Source organism: Marinobacter sp. EhC06 (assembly GCF_001650915.1).
Lineage (GTDB): Bacteria > Pseudomonadota > Gammaproteobacteria > Pseudomonadales > Oleiphilaceae > Marinobacter.
The window spans coordinates 883,669-900,430 of the sequence record NZ_LXYO01000023.1; the positions used below are offsets into that span (position 1 = coordinate 883,669).

The 16,762-nt window shown below is 58.5% G+C and carries 15 protein-coding genes; 14 read left to right on the forward strand and 1 reads right to left on the reverse strand.

Annotated elements, in window-relative coordinates:
- Window positions 1–121: 121 nt before the first annotated feature.
- The 4 genes from A8B84_RS13885 (at window position 122) to A8B84_RS13900 (ending at window position 4,283) form a co-directional block, all read left to right on the forward strand.
- A complete protein-coding gene (locus A8B84_RS13885; protein WP_064229730.1) occupies window positions 122–2,572 on the forward strand; it encodes an acyl-CoA dehydrogenase in 2,451 nt (816 codons plus the stop codon).
- 17 nt (window positions 2,573–2,589) lie between these two features.
- Entirely contained in the window at window positions 2,590–2,970 is a 381-nt protein-coding gene (gene crcB / locus A8B84_RS13890; protein WP_064229731.1) for a fluoride efflux transporter CrcB, read from the forward strand.
- Between the two features lie 239 nt (window positions 2,971–3,209).
- A complete protein-coding gene (locus A8B84_RS13895; RefSeq protein ID WP_008172950.1) occupies window positions 3,210–3,416 on the forward strand; it encodes a cold-shock protein in 207 nt (68 codons plus the stop codon).
- A 171-nt stretch (window positions 3,417–3,587) separates the two neighbouring features.
- Window positions 3,588–4,283: a lysophospholipid acyltransferase family protein gene (locus tag A8B84_RS13900; RefSeq protein WP_064229732.1), complete on the forward strand. Its 696-nt coding sequence runs from the start codon at window positions 3,588–3,590 to the stop codon at window positions 4,281–4,283.
- A gap of 54 nt (window positions 4,284–4,337) precedes the next feature.
- On the opposite strand, the gene A8B84_RS13905 is transcribed toward A8B84_RS13900, so the two are convergent.
- Window positions 4,338–5,141 carry a dienelactone hydrolase family protein gene (locus A8B84_RS13905; protein ID WP_064229733.1) on the reverse strand — a complete coding sequence of 268 codons (804 nt, stop codon included), beginning with the start codon at window positions 5,139–5,141 and terminating at the stop codon, window positions 4,338–4,340.
- Window positions 5,142–5,298: 157 nt separating this feature from the next.
- On the opposite strand from A8B84_RS13905, the gene ald reads away from it, so the two are divergent.
- From ald to A8B84_RS13955, 10 genes are all read left to right on the forward strand, one after another.
- Window positions 5,299–6,417: an alanine dehydrogenase gene (gene ald / locus A8B84_RS13910; protein ID WP_064229734.1), complete on the forward strand. Its 1,119-nt coding sequence runs from the start codon at window positions 5,299–5,301 to the stop codon at window positions 6,415–6,417.
- Between the two features lie 22 nt (window positions 6,418–6,439).
- Window positions 6,440–7,012: a glutathione S-transferase family protein gene (locus A8B84_RS13915; protein ID WP_064229735.1), complete on the forward strand. Its 573-nt coding sequence runs from the start codon at window positions 6,440–6,442 to the stop codon at window positions 7,010–7,012.
- Window positions 7,013–7,245: 233 nt separating this feature from the next.
- Entirely contained in the window at window positions 7,246–8,658 is a 1,413-nt protein-coding gene (locus tag A8B84_RS13920; RefSeq protein ID WP_064229736.1) for a carbohydrate porin, read from the forward strand.
- A gap of 57 nt (window positions 8,659–8,715) precedes the next feature.
- Window positions 8,716–9,960 (forward strand): ABC transporter substrate-binding protein, encoded by a 1,245-nt coding sequence (locus A8B84_RS13925; RefSeq protein WP_230706431.1) that lies wholly within the window; start codon window positions 8,716–8,718, stop codon window positions 9,958–9,960.
- A 6-nt stretch (window positions 9,961–9,966) separates the two neighbouring features.
- Window positions 9,967–10,959, forward strand: a complete 993-nt coding sequence (locus A8B84_RS13930; RefSeq protein ID WP_064229738.1) for a carbohydrate ABC transporter permease — start codon at window positions 9,967–9,969, stop codon at window positions 10,957–10,959.
- Window positions 10,956–11,798 (forward strand): carbohydrate ABC transporter permease, encoded by an 843-nt coding sequence (locus A8B84_RS13935; protein ID WP_064229739.1) that lies wholly within the window; start codon window positions 10,956–10,958, stop codon window positions 11,796–11,798. Before A8B84_RS13930 ends, A8B84_RS13935 begins: the two co-directional genes overlap by 4 nt.
- Window positions 11,799–11,813: 15 nt before the next feature.
- A complete protein-coding gene (locus tag A8B84_RS13940; RefSeq protein ID WP_064229740.1) occupies window positions 11,814–13,430 on the forward strand; it encodes an alpha-amylase family glycosyl hydrolase in 1,617 nt (538 codons plus the stop codon).
- Window positions 13,431–13,481: 51 nt separating this feature from the next.
- Window positions 13,482–14,615, forward strand: coding sequence for an ABC transporter ATP-binding protein (locus A8B84_RS13945; protein ID WP_064229741.1), 1,134 nt, complete (start codon window positions 13,482–13,484; stop codon window positions 14,613–14,615).
- 31 nt (window positions 14,616–14,646) lie between these two features.
- Window positions 14,647–15,696, forward strand: coding sequence for a LacI family DNA-binding transcriptional regulator (locus A8B84_RS13950; RefSeq protein ID WP_227512838.1), 1,050 nt, complete (start codon window positions 14,647–14,649; stop codon window positions 15,694–15,696).
- Between the two features lie 34 nt (window positions 15,697–15,730).
- Window positions 15,731–16,687 carry a carbohydrate kinase family protein gene (locus tag A8B84_RS13955; RefSeq protein WP_064229742.1) on the forward strand — a complete coding sequence of 319 codons (957 nt, stop codon included), beginning with the start codon at window positions 15,731–15,733 and terminating at the stop codon, window positions 16,685–16,687.
- Window positions 16,688–16,762: the final 75 nt, after the last annotated feature.

A 16,762-nucleotide genomic window follows, 5' to 3' on the forward strand; every position in this document is an offset into this window, starting at 1 on the left:
TGATGGCCGTAACTGGCTGACTGTGCGGCATTTGCTGGTCAGCCCTCATCTGATGCGGTACCGTAAACGTAACGAATTGTAGTCTTCGAATTTTCCGAACCATGGATGACAGAGAGAACCTATGATGACTTTCATTCTGTTTGTAGTGGCACTGACCGGTTTGCTGATTGTGATGCGGCGCGAGTCAGGTGCAACTTCCGCTATCGGTGTGATGGCGGTAACCGGTTTGCTGTCCCTCATCTTTGCCTCCGGCTGGCTGGCTCTGTTGCTCTTTATTGGTGCCGCAATCACAGCAGCCGCGGGCCTTCCGGGCTTCCGTCAGAGTTGGCTGACTCCCCGCATTTTTGCGATGTTCAAGAAAGTCGCCCCTAAGGTTTCGGATACAGAGAAAGTTGCCCTGGAAGCCGGAACTGTCGGCTGGGATGGCGAACTGTTCACCGGTCGTCCGGACTGGCATAACCTGCTCATTAATCGCAATACCGGCCTCAGCGAGGAAGAGCAGGCTTTCGTGGACAATCAATGCACCCAGGCAATCTCCATGTGCAACGCCTGGGACGTTGCCGTTGAACGGGCAGACCTTCCAAAAGAGCTGTGGGACTTCCTGAAGAAAGAGAAGTTCTTCGGCATGATTATCCCGAAGGAATACGGTGGCCTGGAGTTTTCCGCCAAGGCCCAGACAGCGGTGTTGCAGAAACTGGCTGCCAATGAATCACTGATGGTCTCTGTCGGTGTGCCCAACTCGCTCGGGCCGGGTGAGCTGCTGGTCAAATATGGCACCGAAGACCAGAAAAACCATTATCTGCCCCGGTTGGCGGATGGCCGTGAGATCCCGTGCTTCGGCCTGACCGGTCCTCGCGCCGGTTCTGATGCAACCTCGCTGCCGGACACCGGTATCGTGTGCAAACAGAAGGTGGACGGCAAGGAAGTGGTCGGTATCCGGCTCAACTTCGAGAAGCGCTGGATAACCCTGGCGCCCATCGCCACCGTTGTAGGCCTGGCCTTCCGGATGTTCGATCCGGACGGGCTGCTGGGTGACACTGAAGACTACGGCATCACCTGTGCCCTCATCCCGCGGGACACCAAAGGCATGGAAATCGGCCGTCGCCACTGCCCGATTGGCAGTCCGTTTCTGAACGGGCCGATCAAGGGTAAAGACGTCTTTATTCCTCTGGATTACATTATTGGAGGTGTGGATATGGCCGGCCAGGGCTGGCGCATGCTGGTTGAGTGCCTGTCTGTGGGTCGCTGCATCACGCTGCCTTCAGGCGCTGCCGGTGCTGCTGCCTACTCGGTTGGCACCGCCGGTGGCTTTACACGCATCCGCCGCCAGTTCAATACGCCAGTTGCGGATATGGAAGGCGTGCAGGAGCCACTGGCCCGGATTGCCGCCAAGACCTATATTTCCCAGGCTGCTGTAAACCATACGGCCAACATGATTGATAAGGGCGAGAAGCCGGCGGTGCCTTCGGCAATCCTGAAGTACCACCTTACCGAGTTCCAGCGTGGTGTGCTTACCGATGCCATGGACGTTCACGGTGGCAAGACAGTGACACTTGGCCCGCGCAACTACCTGGGCATTGGCTACAGCGGTGCTGCCGTCTCTATCACCGTTGAGGGTGCCAACATCATGACCCGTAGCCTGATGATCTTCGGTCAGGGCGCCATTCGCTGCCATCCCTATGTGCTCAAGGAGCTGGCGGCCAAGGACAACGATGATATCAACGCGTTTGATGATGCCTTCTTCGGTCATGCCGGGCTGATTTTCGGCAATGCCGCTCGCGCCTTCACCCAGGCTCTGGGTCTTGGTCGGGCAGACGTTCCATTTGACAGTGCCAGTCGCAAGTACGCGCAAGCCGTTGCCCGCTTCAGCGCGGCCTTTGGCCTGTGCTCCGATGCGGCGATGACCACGCTCGGCAGCGAACTGAAAATGCGGGAGCTTATCTCTGCGCGGTTGGGGGACATGCTGTCCAACCTGTACCTGGCCTCTATGGTGCTGAAGAACTGGCACGAAACCCAGCCGGTGGAGGGTGAGAAGGAAGTGATGGAATACAGCCTGAGCCTGCTGCTGCATCGCACCGAGAGTGCACTGGATGAGTTTCTGCAAAACCTGCCGAACCGTGCAGTGGCGTTGGTTCTGCGCGGTGTTACCATGCCGCTGGGGCGCCGGTGGGACAGCCCCCATGATGATCTGGCCCGCAAGCTGGCCCGTGCAATTTCCACCGACACGCCAATCCGCAACAAGCTGATCGCGAGTGTGTGGACCACCAACGGTGAGGGTACCGTTGAGAACCCGGTAGCACGTTACAACGGTCTGCTGAAAGATTACGACAAGGCCGAGCAGCTTTACCGGAAGGTAACCAAGGCCTATGCCAAGGGCGAACTGCCGATGACGGCGTTGCATCCCGAAGAACGCTTTGAGGCTGCCCTTGAGGCCGGTGTTTACACCAAGGAAGAGGCCGATTTCATGCGCCAGTATGAAACCGTGGTTCTGGAGATGCTGACGGTAGACGACTTCCCGTTTGATGCCTTTGCGCAGAACAAGGAGTCTGTGATTGATCACAACCCCGCCTGACAAGGAACTACCCTGACATGTGGTTGTCGTTTCTTGCAGTCAGTGTTGGCGCCGTGATCGGCGCCAACCTGCGTTGGGCGCTGGGTTTGTGGCTGAATACGACCTACCATGCCGTTCCCTACGGAACCCTGGTTGCCAATCTCAGCGGAGGCTGGCTAATCGGTCTGCTGATCGGCTACTTCAGTCACGGCACCACATTGGCACCGGAGTGGCGACTTTTCGCCATCACCGGTTTATGCGGTGCCTTAACCACCTTTTCCACTTTCTCGCTCGAGATGTTTGCCGCAATCCAGGAAGGCAAATGGGCCATGGCCATTACCGGTATTCTGGCTCACGTGGTTGGCTCCATCCTCATGACTGCGTTGGGAATTTACACCTTCGGCCTGGTGAAGGGTTGATGGGTACCACTACCTACATATTTTCTTGAAAATACCCTTGGCAAGCTTCGGATTCAGGAGTAGAGTGAAGGGCGTAGGAAAGATTCAGCAAAGCATTTCATGAATAAGACGTACCTCCGCAGTTAGTAGTGACCGTCCTGTTTTTGATTCCGCGAGTTCTGTATTTCCGCAAAACGCCGACCTGACACCATAAAGGTGAGAGGCGGCAGATAATATGATTGATTTCAGGAAGTTTAAGTATGTCTACTACTACCGGTACTGTTAAGTTCTTCAACGAAGCAAAAGGCTTTGGCTTTATCACTCGTGAAGGCGGCCCGGACGTTTTTGTTCACTACAGCGCTATTCAGGGCAGCGGTTTCAAAACTCTGGCAGAAGGCCAGCAGGTTGAGTTTACCGTTACCCAGGGCCAGAAAGGTCCTCAGGCGGAGAACGTTGTTGCCCTGTAATCCCTGATGGATTCGGCAATAACCGCCAAAAAGGCAGCTTCGGCTGCCTTTTTTAATGTCTGAAAAAAGACATTGCATGATGCCCCGCTTTTGTCATTATCCCCTCTTTGTGTAATCTTTACCGGCCTGCTGCTCGTTTAACCGGAAGTCGAGATCTCCAGGAATCATTACATGCTCCGACTGCTAAAAGCTGCCTGGATCCTGTTCTGGGCCATACTGCTCACCCTGATTCTGTTTTTCCCGATCGTGATTGCTGCCCTGCTTGGAAAGCGGGGGGACGCCGCGTTTCACGGCACTCAGATCTACGCCTGGATCATCCTGAAGGTTTGCGGTATCCGCCTGAAAGTGCGTGGCAAGGAAAACATAGAGCCGGGCCAGCGCTACGTGATTCTGAGCAATCATGCTTCCTATTTTGATCCGCCCGCGCTGGTGCTCGCCCTCGGTCTGCAGTACCGGTGGGTGATCAAGAAGGAGCTGCGTAAGGTGCCCCTGTTCGGATTGGCTCTGGAAACGTCCCGGAACCTGTTTATCGACCGCTCCAAAGGCAGCGACGCCCTGGAAAGTATCAAGCGCGGTGTTGACCAGCTTCCGGACGGCACCAGCATACTGATTTTTCCGGAGGGTACCCGTTCGTGGGATGGCAAGTTGCTGCCTTTCAAGAAGGGTGGCTTTGTCATTGCCCAGGATGGTCAGCTACCGATTCTTCCCATAACCATCTGCGGCTCCCACCAACGTTTGCCCAAGGGCAGTGCGGCGTTCAGCAGCGGTGAGATTGAGATTGTAATCCATCCCCCGATGGCTTCCGGGGCTTTGCCGCTGGACGATTTGATGACCGACGTTCGCAACAGCATCGCGTCTTCCCTCTGAAAAAGAAAAACCCGGCGGTCAAGCCGGGTCCGTGACTCAGGGGCGTTGCCCGTTTTACTGGGCAAAAATGGCCTCGTAGAAACGCATGGTGCCTTCCCAGGAGCGGTTGGCGGCTTCTTCGTCATAGCCAATCGGCATGCCGAATTCCTCGGCGACCTTGTCGGCTCCCGGGTTGGTGAAGGAGTGCAATACCCCGGGGAAGCTCACCAGCGTGAGGTCTACTTCGGCGTGCTGCATCTCTTTCACCAGGCCGGCGACCTGCTCCGAGGGAACCATCTTGTCGGCACCACCGGTGTACACCTGAACCCTGGCTTTCACGGTTCCGGCTTCTGCGGTGATTGGGCTGCCAAGCGCGCCGTGGTAACTGACGACGCCGTCCAGATCCACGCCCATGCGTGCCATATTCAAGACGACTGCGCCGCCAAAGCAGTAGCCTTGTGCAGCAATGCGCGAAGCATCAACACTTTCATGATTCTGCAGGATTTCCATCGCCTTCATGAAGCGCGCTTTGACCTGGTCCATGTCCTTGGTCGCTTCCTGCATGAACTTCTGGGCGGTATCGGGATGATCCGCCTGTTTGCCGGAGCCATACATATCCAGCGCAAACGCCGTGTAGCCGGATGCCGCAAGCCGCTCCGCCTGATCCCGTGCGAATTCATTGTGGCCCCACCACTCATGGACCACCAGAACGCCCGGACGCTTCTCTTCGAACTCATCATCCCAGGCCATGTAACCGGTGAAGGTGGTTTCGCCGACCTTGTATTCGACAGTCTTGGTTTGCATTTCTGCCAGTACCTGCGTGCTTGCCAGAGTAAGTGAGAGGGTTGCGGCTGCCGCTGTTGCTTTCAGGGTTGTCATAATCTGTCCTGCTCCTTTGGGGTCGGATTGTCTTTTTGTCCGGAAATCTACGCCCGGAACCGGTAAACCGATGCAATCAGTTGCCCATCCAGTATAGGACCTTTTGACTACACTACAGTCAGAGACTCGCGAACCCGGACTGTTTTGGAGGTTGTCTATGAAAATCGGCGTGCCCAGGGAAATCAAGAACCGCGAATACCGTGTAGGCATGACGCCAGCTGCGGTTCACGAGCTGTGTGGCCACAATCATGAGGTTTTTGTGGAAACCGGGGCTGGCGCTGCCATCGGGTTTTCTGATGAGGATTATCGCCAGGCAGGGGCCCGGATTATTGATACCGGGAGGGAGGTTTTCGACACCGCCGAGTTGATCGTCAAGGTCAAGGAGCCCCAGGCCGAAGAGCGGGCCATGCTGAAGCCGGAACACACCCTCTTCACTTATCTCCACCTGGCTCCGGACAAGGCCCAGACCGACGATCTGGTGAAGTCTGGAGCTACCTGTATAGCCTATGAAACTGTTACGGACCGTGCGGGCCATTTGCCCCTGTTGGCGCCGATGTCGGAAGTTGCAGGGCGTATGTCGATCCAGGCCGGCGCCCACTGTCTGGAGAAGGCCATGGGTGGGCGCGGCGTCCTGCTGGGCGGTGTGCCCGGTGTCAGCCCGGCCCGGGTCGCGGTGGTCGGTGGTGGTGTCGTCGGCCAGAACGCCGTTGCCATGGCAGTAGGGCTTGGCGCCCAGGTGACGGTTCTGGACCGAAATATGGAGGTACTCCGACACCTGGACCATCTCTACGGCAACCGCATAACCACGCTGTTTTCCACGGCCCAGACCCTCGACCAGGCGGTAACCGAATCGGATCTAGTCGTTGGCAGCGTTCTCATTCCCGGAGCTTCGGCGCCCAAGCTGATTACCCGTGACATGATCCGTCGCATGCCGGAGGGGAGCGTCATCGTGGACGTTGCCATTGATCAGGGCGGCTGTGCTGAAACCTCCCGGGCAACCACCCACGACGATCCCACGTATATTGTTGATGGTGTGGTACATTACTGCGTGGCGAATATGCCGGGTGCCGTGGCGCGTACTTCCACGCTGGCTCTGAATAACGTCACCTTGCCTTTTGTGGCGGCCCTGGCTAATAAGGGTCCGGACCGGGCGATGAAGGAAGATCCGCACCTCAGGGCCGGGCTGAACGTGGCTGCCGGTAAGGTGACCTACAGGGAGGTGGCAGAAGCGACCGGGCACCCATACACAAACCCTGAATCCCTGTTGGGATCCTGAGTGTGAAATCCTCGGAGAAACCATGAAATTGATCGGATCCACCACTTCACCCTACGTTCGGCGCATTCGAATCCTGCTGGATGAGGAACCCTATGAATTCGTCAATCTCAATATCTATGGTGAAGGTCGGGACGAACTGCGGCGTAATAATCCGACCCTGAAAATTCCGGTGCTCGAAGACGGCGGTCAGGAAATCTATGATTCCCGGATCATCGCCCGTTATATCAGTGCCAAGCAGGGCCGTGACCCGCTGACGTGGGACCAGGAGAACCAGCTGACCATGGTAGATGGTGCCAACGACTCCGCGGTTACCATGCTGCTCTCGGAGAAGTCCGGCATTGATACCGGCGAAGACCTGATGTTCTACAACCTCCAGCGTGAGCGGATCATGACCACCTTACGCACGCTGGCGGCGATGGTAGAGGACGGTCAGTTCGAAACCTGGAATTACCCCGCTATCTGTCTGTACTGCCTGGTGGACTGGCTGGACTTCAGGGATCTGGTGGACTTCTCGGGTGTGGAAAGCCTGTTGTCCTATCGTGACAGCCACAGGGATTACCCGTGGGTTGCCGAGACCGATCCCCGCAATTCCTGATTCCGGGCGGCCGGCAACCGTCGGCCGCCTATCTCATAATTTAAGTTGAAATTAAGCCTTCTGAAAGGTTGCAGAAGCTATTCTGTGCTTTTATCTTTGGTCATTACTTAATCATTTAAGTGCTCATTCCGGACCCTGGTCCGATTTTTTTGAGCTACCGTCTTAATGCATTAAGTTTCAGATAAATTGCATCAAAAACAGACCTTACAAAAACAATACGAGGTTCCGACAAAATGAATTCTGGTAAGACACCAATCCGTAATCCCCTGGCCGTGGCAGTCTCTATGGGCCTGCTGGCCACGATGCCCCTGGCCGCCCAGGCCCAGGATAGCGTGGAAGAACGCCTTTCCGCGCTGGAAGAAAAGCTCGCCGAAGTCGAGCCCCAGGCCACAGGTGCCGAAGGATTTTCTTTCAATACCTACGCACGTTCTGGTCTGTTGCTGAATGGCGACCTGCAAAGTGCCCCGGGCGGCCCCTACCTGACGCCCGCCGGTTCTGTGGGCGGCGCGGTAGGCAGACTGGGTAACGAGCCCGACACTTACCTTGAGGCAATACTCAACTACAAGCAGGAAGCTGAGAACGGCACAAAATCCCACTACCGCCTGATGATCGCCGATTCCACCACCTCCAGTAACGACTGGACTGCCGGTGACGGCGCCCTGAACGTTCGTCAGGCCTACGTGGAATTCAGTGATCTTGCCGGTTTTTCCGGAATCTTCCGGGATTCTGCGATCTGGGCCGGTAAACGGTTTGACCGCGACAATTTCGACATTCACTGGCTCGACAGCGATTTCATCTTCCTCGCCGGCCTTGGCGCGGGCGTTTACGATGTGAAGTTCACCGAATCGGTGAAATCCAATTTCTCGCTCTACGGCAGAAGCTTCATTGACTTCCCGTCCGACCCGCAGACAGCAACCGAAACCTCAAGCACCGACAGTCTGATCCTGACCGCCAACAACTATTTCGGCAACGTTCAGTGGATGCTCAACGGCATCAACGCCCAGGATAACGAGACCCGGGTTGTGGGCGGCGTACAGGAAGCGGCAGACACCGGTTTTCACACTATGCTGGCCTACCACGGCGGTGACTTCTTCGGCCTGTCCGATGGCAACTTCAAGGTGGCAGTGATGCATGGCCAGGGCCTGGGTGCCGAGGCCAAGAACATCGGTGCGGACGGCGATCTGCATGAAGATGCGGTCAGCACTCGTCTGGGGATTTACGGTACCACTTACCTGAGCGAGAACTGGCGCATTGCCCCGGCCATCCTGGCGGAAACCAGCGAAGACCGCTACATCAAGGGGGATGAGTATCAGTGGCTGACGTTCAATGCCCGGTTGGCCCACGAGATCGGCAGCAACTTTGAAATGCAGTACGAGGCCTCCTGGCAGACCATGGATATCACCCCGCTGGGCTATGCCGGTCGGAATGCGGTTGACGGTGACTACTCCCGGTTTACCGTGGCGCCCACTTTCAAACCTCAGGTCGGCGGCTTCTGGAACCGGCCGGAGATCCGGGTGTTTGCCAGCTACTCCACCTGGGATGACGAGCTGGACGGCTATGCCAGCGGCGACGCTCTGGGTGACGCGGAAACAGACTTTACCAGTGGTCAGTGGACCTTTGGTACGCAGATGGAAATCTGGTTCTGAAACCGACAATAACAAACCGAGGTGACTAACATGTCCAGATTCAATCGTAACCTTTGGATGGCCGGCAGCCTGGCGGCGTTTGCCTTCGCTGGCGGCGTGCAGGCCAAGACTATCACCATCTCCTGTGGTGCCGTGGGTGCCGAGAAGCAGCTTTGTGAGGAAGGCACCCAGGCCTGGGCCGAACAGACCGGCCACGAGGTGAAGGTGGTTTCCACGCCTAACTCGGCGACTGAACGCCTTTCGCTGTATCAGCAACTGCTGGCGGCCCAATCTGAGGATGTCGACATCTTCCAGATCGACGTGGTCTGGCCCGGCATGCTGGCCCAGCACCTGGTGGACCTCTCGGAGTATACCAACGGTGCCGAGGATACCCACTTCGAGTCCCTGGTCCAGAACAACACCGTGGACGGCCGGCTGGTGGCCATGCCCTGGTTTACCGATGCGGGCGTGCTGTATTACCGCAAGGATCTCCTGGAAAAGTATGACCAGGAGGTTCCGGAAACCTGGCAGCAACTGACCGACTCTGCTCGCGTGGTGATGGCCGGTGAGCGTGAAGCCGGTAATGACCGCTTCTGGGGCTTTGTCTGGCAGGGCAGGGCCTATGAAGGTCTCACCTGCAACGCTCTTGAGTGGGTTGCCTCCCATAACGGTGGCACGGTGGTGGACGCCGAAGGCAATGTCACCATTAACAATCCCCAAGCCCGGGAAGCGCTGGCGCTGGCCAGCACCTGGATTGACGACATCTCCCCGCGTAGCGTGCTGAACTACACCGAGGAAGAGGCGCGGGGCGTGTTCCAGTCCGGCAATGCGCTGTACATGCGTAACTGGCCCTACGCCTGGAGCCTGGCGCAGAGCGATGACAGCCCGGTCAAGGACAAGGTCGGCGTCGTGGCACTGCCCAGAGGTGGTGAGCAGGGCACTCATGCCGGCACCCTGGGAGGCTGGCAGCTGGCTGTTTCCCGCTACTCCGCCAACAAGGACGAAGCGGCGGATCTGGTGCGGTTCCTGACCAGCTACGAGGAGCAGAAACGGCGGGCGATTCAGGGCAGCTACAACCCCACCATTCCCGGCCTGTATGAGGATGAGGAAGTTCTCACCGCAGTGCCCTTCTTTGGCGAACTGTTCGAAACCTTCAAGAACGGTGTGCCCAGGCCTTCTTCTGTCACCGGTGAAAGCTACGGCCGGGTCAGCAATGCATTCTTCAATGCCACCCATCAGGTGCTTTCTGGCGAGGCGGAGCCAGAGCAGGCGTTGAATGGTCTGGAGCGTCAGCTTCAGCGTCTTGGCCGCCGGGGCTGGTAACCGGCCATGGCTCATACCACACCGGCACCTGTAGAAACGGGCGCGGGCGGCAAGTCGCCAGCCCGCGCCCTGCCCGCCAAACGGCAAGCCAGCCGGGTGCGCCGCCAGCGCCTGCGAGCGGCATGGCTGTTCCTGATACCCATGCTGGTGGTGCTGGCTGCCGTGGCGGGCTGGCCACTGATGCGAACCATCTGGTTCAGCTTCACCGATGCCAGTTTCTCCAATATCAGCGAGTACGGCCTGGTGGGCTTCGAAAACTACCTGGTCTACGACAACGGCGCCTGGTACGGCGTGCTGGCGGATCCGACCTGGTGGAATGCAGTGTGGAACACGCTGTTCTTCACGGTGGTGTCGGTGGGTATGGAAACCGTGCTGGGTCTGATCATCGCGTTGACCCTGAATGCCCAGTTCCGCGGTCGGGGCTGGGTCCGGGCTGCCACCCTGATTCCCTGGGCGGTGCCGACCATTGTTTCGGCCAAGATGTGGGGCTGGATGCTCCACGACCAGTTCGGGATCATCAATGAGATGCTGCTGGGCATCGGCCTGATTTCAGAGCCCCTGAACTGGACCGCCAACGCCGATCTGTCCATGTGGGCGGTCATTATGGTCGATGTCTGGAAAACCACGCCCTTCATGGCGCTGCTCACGCTGGCAGCGCTGCAGATGCTGCCCTCGGACTGCTACGAGGCGGCAAAAGTGGACGGCATTCATCCGGTTCGGGTGTTCTTCAAGGTCACCCTGCCGCTGATCCTGCCGGCGTTGATGGTCGCCATCATTTTCCGGGTGCTTGATGCCCTGCGGGTATTCGATGTGATCTACGTACTGACATCCAACAGTGCGGACACCATGTCCATGTCGGTCTACGCCCGACAGCAGCTGGTGGAATTTCAGGATGTCGGATACGGTTCGGCGGCTTCCACGGTGCTGTTCCTGATCATTGCCCTGCTGACCATCAGCTATCTCTACCTTGGCCGCAAACAGATCGGGGGTGAGGCATGAACCGCAAACTGCTGAAGAAAATCGTGGCGAAAACCGGTTTCGCTCTCCTGCTGGCAGGGATCCTGTTGTTTACGGTGTTCCCCTTCTATTACGCGATCGTGACCTCGTTCAAGAGTGGTTCCGAGCTGTTCGATGTGACCTGGTGGATGAGCTCGTTCGATTTCTCCAATTACCTGTCGGTGATTGGCGACGGCTCCTTCGTGGGTAGCATCTGGAACTCGGTGCTGGTGTCCTTCGCCACGGTGATCATTGCCATGGCATTTGGCCTGACCGCCGCCTATGCCCTTGGCCGGGTGCAGTTCCGGGGCCGGAGTGCGGTGCTGATGATTGTGCTCGGGGTATCGATGTTTCCCCAGGTTGCGGTGCTCTCCGGGCTGTTCGAGGTGATCCGGGCCCTGGATCTGTACAACAACCCGCTGGCGCTGATCTTCTCCTACACCATCTTCACATTGCCGTTCACGGTCTGGATTCTGACCACCTTCATGCGGCAGTTGCCGAAGGAGCTGGAAGAGGCCGCCATTGTTGACGGTGCCTCGCCCATGACCACGCTGTTCAAGGTATTTATCCCGTTAATGTGGCCAGCCATGGCCACAACAGGCCTGCTGGCGTTTATCGCCGCCTGGAACGAGTTCCTGTTTGCACTCACCTTCACCCTCACCGACGACCAGCGCACGGTGCCTGTCGCCATTGCCCTGCTGACCGGCGGCTCCCAGTACGAGCTGCCCTGGGGCAACCTGATGGCGGCGTCTGTCATCGTTACGGTGCCGTTGGTGTTGCTGGTGCTGATTTTCCAACGTCGTATCGTATCCGGCCTAACGGCGGGTGCGGTGAAAGGTTAATTGAGGAGTTATTGTATGACCCAGTCACAGCCCTGGTGGAAAGGTGGCATTATCTACCAGATCTATCCCCGCAGTTTTCTCGACAGCAACGGGGATGGTATTGGCGATCTGAAGGGCGTTACCCGGAAACTGCCCTATGTCGCCTCACTGGGCGTGGACGCTATCTGGCTGTCTCCGTTCTTCACCTCACCCATGAAAGACTTCGGTTACGACGTCTCTGACTACCGCGGGGTCGATCCGATCTTCGGGGACATGGACGACTACCGAGCGCTGGTGGCTGAAGCCCATCGCCTGGGCCTGAAGGTGATCATTGACCAGGTGCTCAGCCACACCGCTGAAAACCATCCCTGGTTCGAGGAAAGCCGTTCCAGCCGGGACAATCCCAGGGCCGACTGGTTTGTCTGGGCCGACCCCAATCCCGACGGCACCCCGCCCAACAACTGGTTGTCGATTTTCGGCGGCAGCGCCTGGGCCTGGGACAGTCGCCGGGGCCAGTACTACCTCCACAATTTCCTGGCCAGCCAGCCGGACCTGAACTTCCACAACCCGGCAGTGCGCCAGGCCCAGCTGGATAATATGCGGTTCTGGCTGGAGTTGGGGGCGGATGGGTTCCGCCTGGACACCGTGAATTTCTACTACCACAGCCAGGGACTGGAGAATAACCCGGCCGTTCCCGCTGGTGAGAACAAGACCTTTGTTGCCAAGGGTGTGAATCCGTACACCTATCAGCGCCACGTGTACGATCTCAGCCAGCCGGAGAACCTGGCGTTCCTGGAGGACCTTCGTGCCCTGATGGGCGAGTTCCCGGATACCACCCTGGTGGGTGAGATCGGCGACGACCGGCCACTGGAGCGCATGGCCGAGTACACCCGGGGCAACAACCGCCTGCATATGGCTTATTCCTTTGACCTGCTTTCCGACCAGCATGGTCCGGAGTGGGTTCGCGATGTCGTGCGCCGTTTCCAGGACGGTCTCGGCGATGGCTGGGCCTGCTGGGCTCTGAGCAATCATGACGTGGTGCGAGTGGTCTCACGCTGGGGAGAGCGTGCCGAGGATCCCCACGCCTACGCCCGGGTGCTTATGGCCCTGCTGCTCTCGCTTCGCGGCAGCGTGTGTATTTACCAGGGCGAGGAGCTCGGTCTGCCGGAAGCCTGGGTGCCTTTCGAGGCTTTGCAGGATCCTTACGGCATTGAGTTCTGGCCGGAGTTCAAGGGCCGGGATGGTTGCCGTACTCCTATGCCCTGGACCCCGGAAGCCAACGGAGGGTTCACCACCGGCACGCCCTGGCTTCCGGTTGACCGCCACCATCTTGAGCTGTCGGTTCAGAGCCAGGAAGACAACCCGGACTCCACCCTGAACAGCATTCGCCGGCTGATCCGCTGGCGGCAGAATCAGCCAGCGCTGGTGCAGGGCGAGCTGGAGCTGAGCGAGAACACTGGCGATGCGCTGTGCTGGGTTCGCAGGGCAGAGCAACAGTCCATGCTGGTTGCGCTCAACGTCACCGGCGAGGAACTGCGCATCCCGGTGCCCTGTGAGATTGACCTGATTGCAACCGGCCATGGCTTTACCGGCTATATCGATGGCGGCGACCTTGTCCTGCCGCCTTACCAGGCTTTATTTGCAGAGTTGTAAAACTTCGCGGCGCCCGGCCCTGACCGGGCGACTAACAGAGGAGTCTCCACCATGGCATGCGTGGAACTGAAAAATATAAACAAGACCTTTGGACAGATTGAGATTCTGCCGTGCGTGAACCTGCGCATTGAAGATGGCGAATTTGTGGTCTTTGTCGGCCCGTCGGGTTGCGGCAAGTCGACCATGCTTCGGCTGATTGCCGGGCTTGAGGACCCCACCGGTGGGGATATCGAAATAGATGGGGAAGTGGTCACTGACCAGTCACCGAAAGAGCGGGGCGTGGGCATGGTTTTCCAGTCCTATGCCCTGTATCCACACATGTCGGTGTATGAGAACATCGCCTTTGGCCTCAAGCTGGGCAAGGCGAAAAAGAGCAAGATCCGCGAGTGGGTGGAGAAAACCGCCGAAGTCCTGCAACTGGAGAATTTGCTGGATCGCAAACCCCGGGAGTTGTCCGGCGGCCAGCGCCAGCGAGTGGCGATTGGCCGGGCCATGGCCCGGGAACCCAAGATCATGCTGTTTGACGAGCCGCTGTCCAATCTGGATGCCAGTCTGCGGGTACAGATGCGTACGGAAATCTCCAAGCTCCATGACCGCCTGCAGTCCACCATGATCTACGTAACCCACGATCAGGTTGAGGCCATGACCCTGGCCGACAAGATTGTGGTGCTCAACGGCGGCAATATCGAACAGGTTGGTACGCCCTACGAACTCTACGAAACTCCGGCCAGCCTGTTTGTGGCCGGATTTATCGGTTCGCCGAAAATGAACCTGATGCCCGGCAGGGTCGCAGGGGAAACCGGTGCATCGGCAACGACTATTGATATCCGGGGTCTGGGAGAAGTGACCGTCAACCGTGAGACCTCCGGCCTGAAGGATGGTGATTCGGTGACCGTGGGGGTTCGCCCGGAACACTTCAGCCTGGCGTTGTCCGGGCCCGATCACGGCCTGGAAGTGGTTAACGTCGAGTATCTCGGGAACGAAGCCTATGTCTACGTCGAACTGCCCGGCATGTCGGAGCTCATGGTTGTGCGACAGCCGGTGCCCTGTGAGGTTCAGACCGGACAGCGCGTGGCGCTGACCACCGAGCCGGAACTGGTGCACGTGTTCGATGCCAGTGGCCGGGCCCTCGGTCCTTTCAAGGCGGAAGCCGAGGCGGCGGAACGGCTGGCGGCGACCCAGTGAAATCCGAGAACCAAGGGCAGGGGAGACGAGTGTGACAGAGAAGCCCAGGCGTCTGACAGTGAAGCTGATGGCGGAGAAGCTGAATGTTTCCACCGCCACCATCTCCAATGCCTTCAATCGGCCGGATCAGCTGTCTGAAGGCCGTCGCCGTTGGATTCTGGAAGAGTGCAAGCGTCTGGGCTACATGGGCCCCAACGCTGCAGCCCGGAGCCTGCGCACGGGCCGAACCGGCAACGTTGGCGTGATGCTGGCGGATAACCTGGCCTACAGTTTGACCGACCCGGTGGCCAGTGAATTTCTGCATGGCCTCGCGGAGGTTCTTGATCGACGCCACATGAACATGCTGCTGCTATCGAGCCAGGACGATGACGAGCATCGGAGCCGGCTTCAGGAATCCATGGTGGACGGATTTATTGTCTACGGCTGGCTGAAAAAAGGCAGGACCTATGACCGGCTGCTACAGCACGGCAAAACCATGGTGGCGGTGGATTTTGATCTGGAAGGCTGTACCTGGGTCAACATCGACAACTATGAGGGTGCCCGCCGCAGCGCTGAGCATGCGCTCCAACAGCCCCCTGAAAACGTTGCGATTCTGGGTCTCCGTCTGGTGGACACGGACCGTGTCTGTCGGATCCGCGACCGGGAACTGTTCAACGAGGCAAGGGCGATTTCCGTTCGCCGGCTTCACGGTTATACCGATGCCCTGGAAGCTGCCGGCTACCAGGTGCCCGCCGAACGCATTTGGTCTACACCCACCAATACCCATCAGGACGCCTACCAGGCGGCACGGGAAGCCCTGACCAGCAGCCCCAGACCGGATCTGTTGCTGTGCATGAGTGACCGGATCGCCCTGGCCGCCATTCAGGCCGCACTGCAGATGGGGCTGAGAGTGCCGGAGGATGTCCGGATCGTCGGTTTTGACGGTATTCCCGAGGGCGCCAACATTCACCCGTCGCTGACTACGGTCTATCAACAGAGTGCGGAGAAGGGACGTATCGCCGCCCGGATTTTCCTGGGTGAACAGGAAGACGCCAACGTGCTGCTGCCCACTTGTCTGTTGGTGCGCGAAAGCTGCCCCTGATTCCTGCTCACTCCACATAGCAAAAGAGCCCGCAATGATGCCATTTGACGTACTCTGCTTCGGCGAAGCCCTGATCGACATGCGCGGTGAAAACGTCGACGGGCAACTGCGTTTTGTCCCCCAGCCCGGTGGCGCCCCCGCCAATGTTGCCGTTGGTGTGGCGAGGCTCGGTGGCAGGTCCGGGTTTGCCGGCCAGGTCGGTGCCGACCTGTTCGGCAACCAGATCCTGGCCTCGCTGTCCGGGTTCGGTGTGGATACATCGCAATTGGTGCAGACCAACAATGCCAATACCGCGCTGGCCATGGTCGCCCTCGATGAAGCCGGTGAACGCAGCTTCACCTTCTACCGGAATGCCACTGCGGATTTGCTGTATGAGCCGGAACAAATGCCGGACAGCGCTCTCGCCGGCCAGCCCATCTTTCATATCTGTTCGAATACCCTGACTGAGCCGGTCATTGCGGAAACGACCCTGGCCCTGGTGGCCCGGGCGCGAAAGGCGGGTAGCCTGGTGAGTTTCGATGTCAATTACCGCGAGCCACTCTGGCCGGATCCGGAACGGGCACCTGAACAGATTCGTGCCCTTGCCCTGGAAGCCGACCTGGTCAAGTTCAGCCGGGAAGAACTGACAGCGCTTTACGGTGACCAGGGTGATGCCCTGGTTGAAGAGCTTCGTGGTCGGGCTGTTCAGTTGGTGCTGGTTTCTGACGGCCCCAACGCCCTACAGGCCTGGGCGGGTGAAAGGCAGCTGACAATGGTGCCGCCGCAGGTGCGGGCGGTGGATACCACCGCTGCCGGCGATGCCTTTGTGGCCGGCCTCCTGTATCAGTTGGCCAGCCACGGTGTAACAGCGGACCGTCTTGGTCCGTGGCTTGCCCAACCCGTCAGTCTCGACCGGGCTCTGGAGTTCGCAGCCCGGTGTGGTGCCATTGCCGCAACCCGGTTCGGAGCCTTCGATGCCTTGCCGTCAAAAGCTGATTTGCAGTGCCTGTGACTGAGTGCCCCGAATGCCAGACTGGATTTTGATCAATTTCCCTTTCCTGATCGCTGTTCTTGACTATAGTTAAGA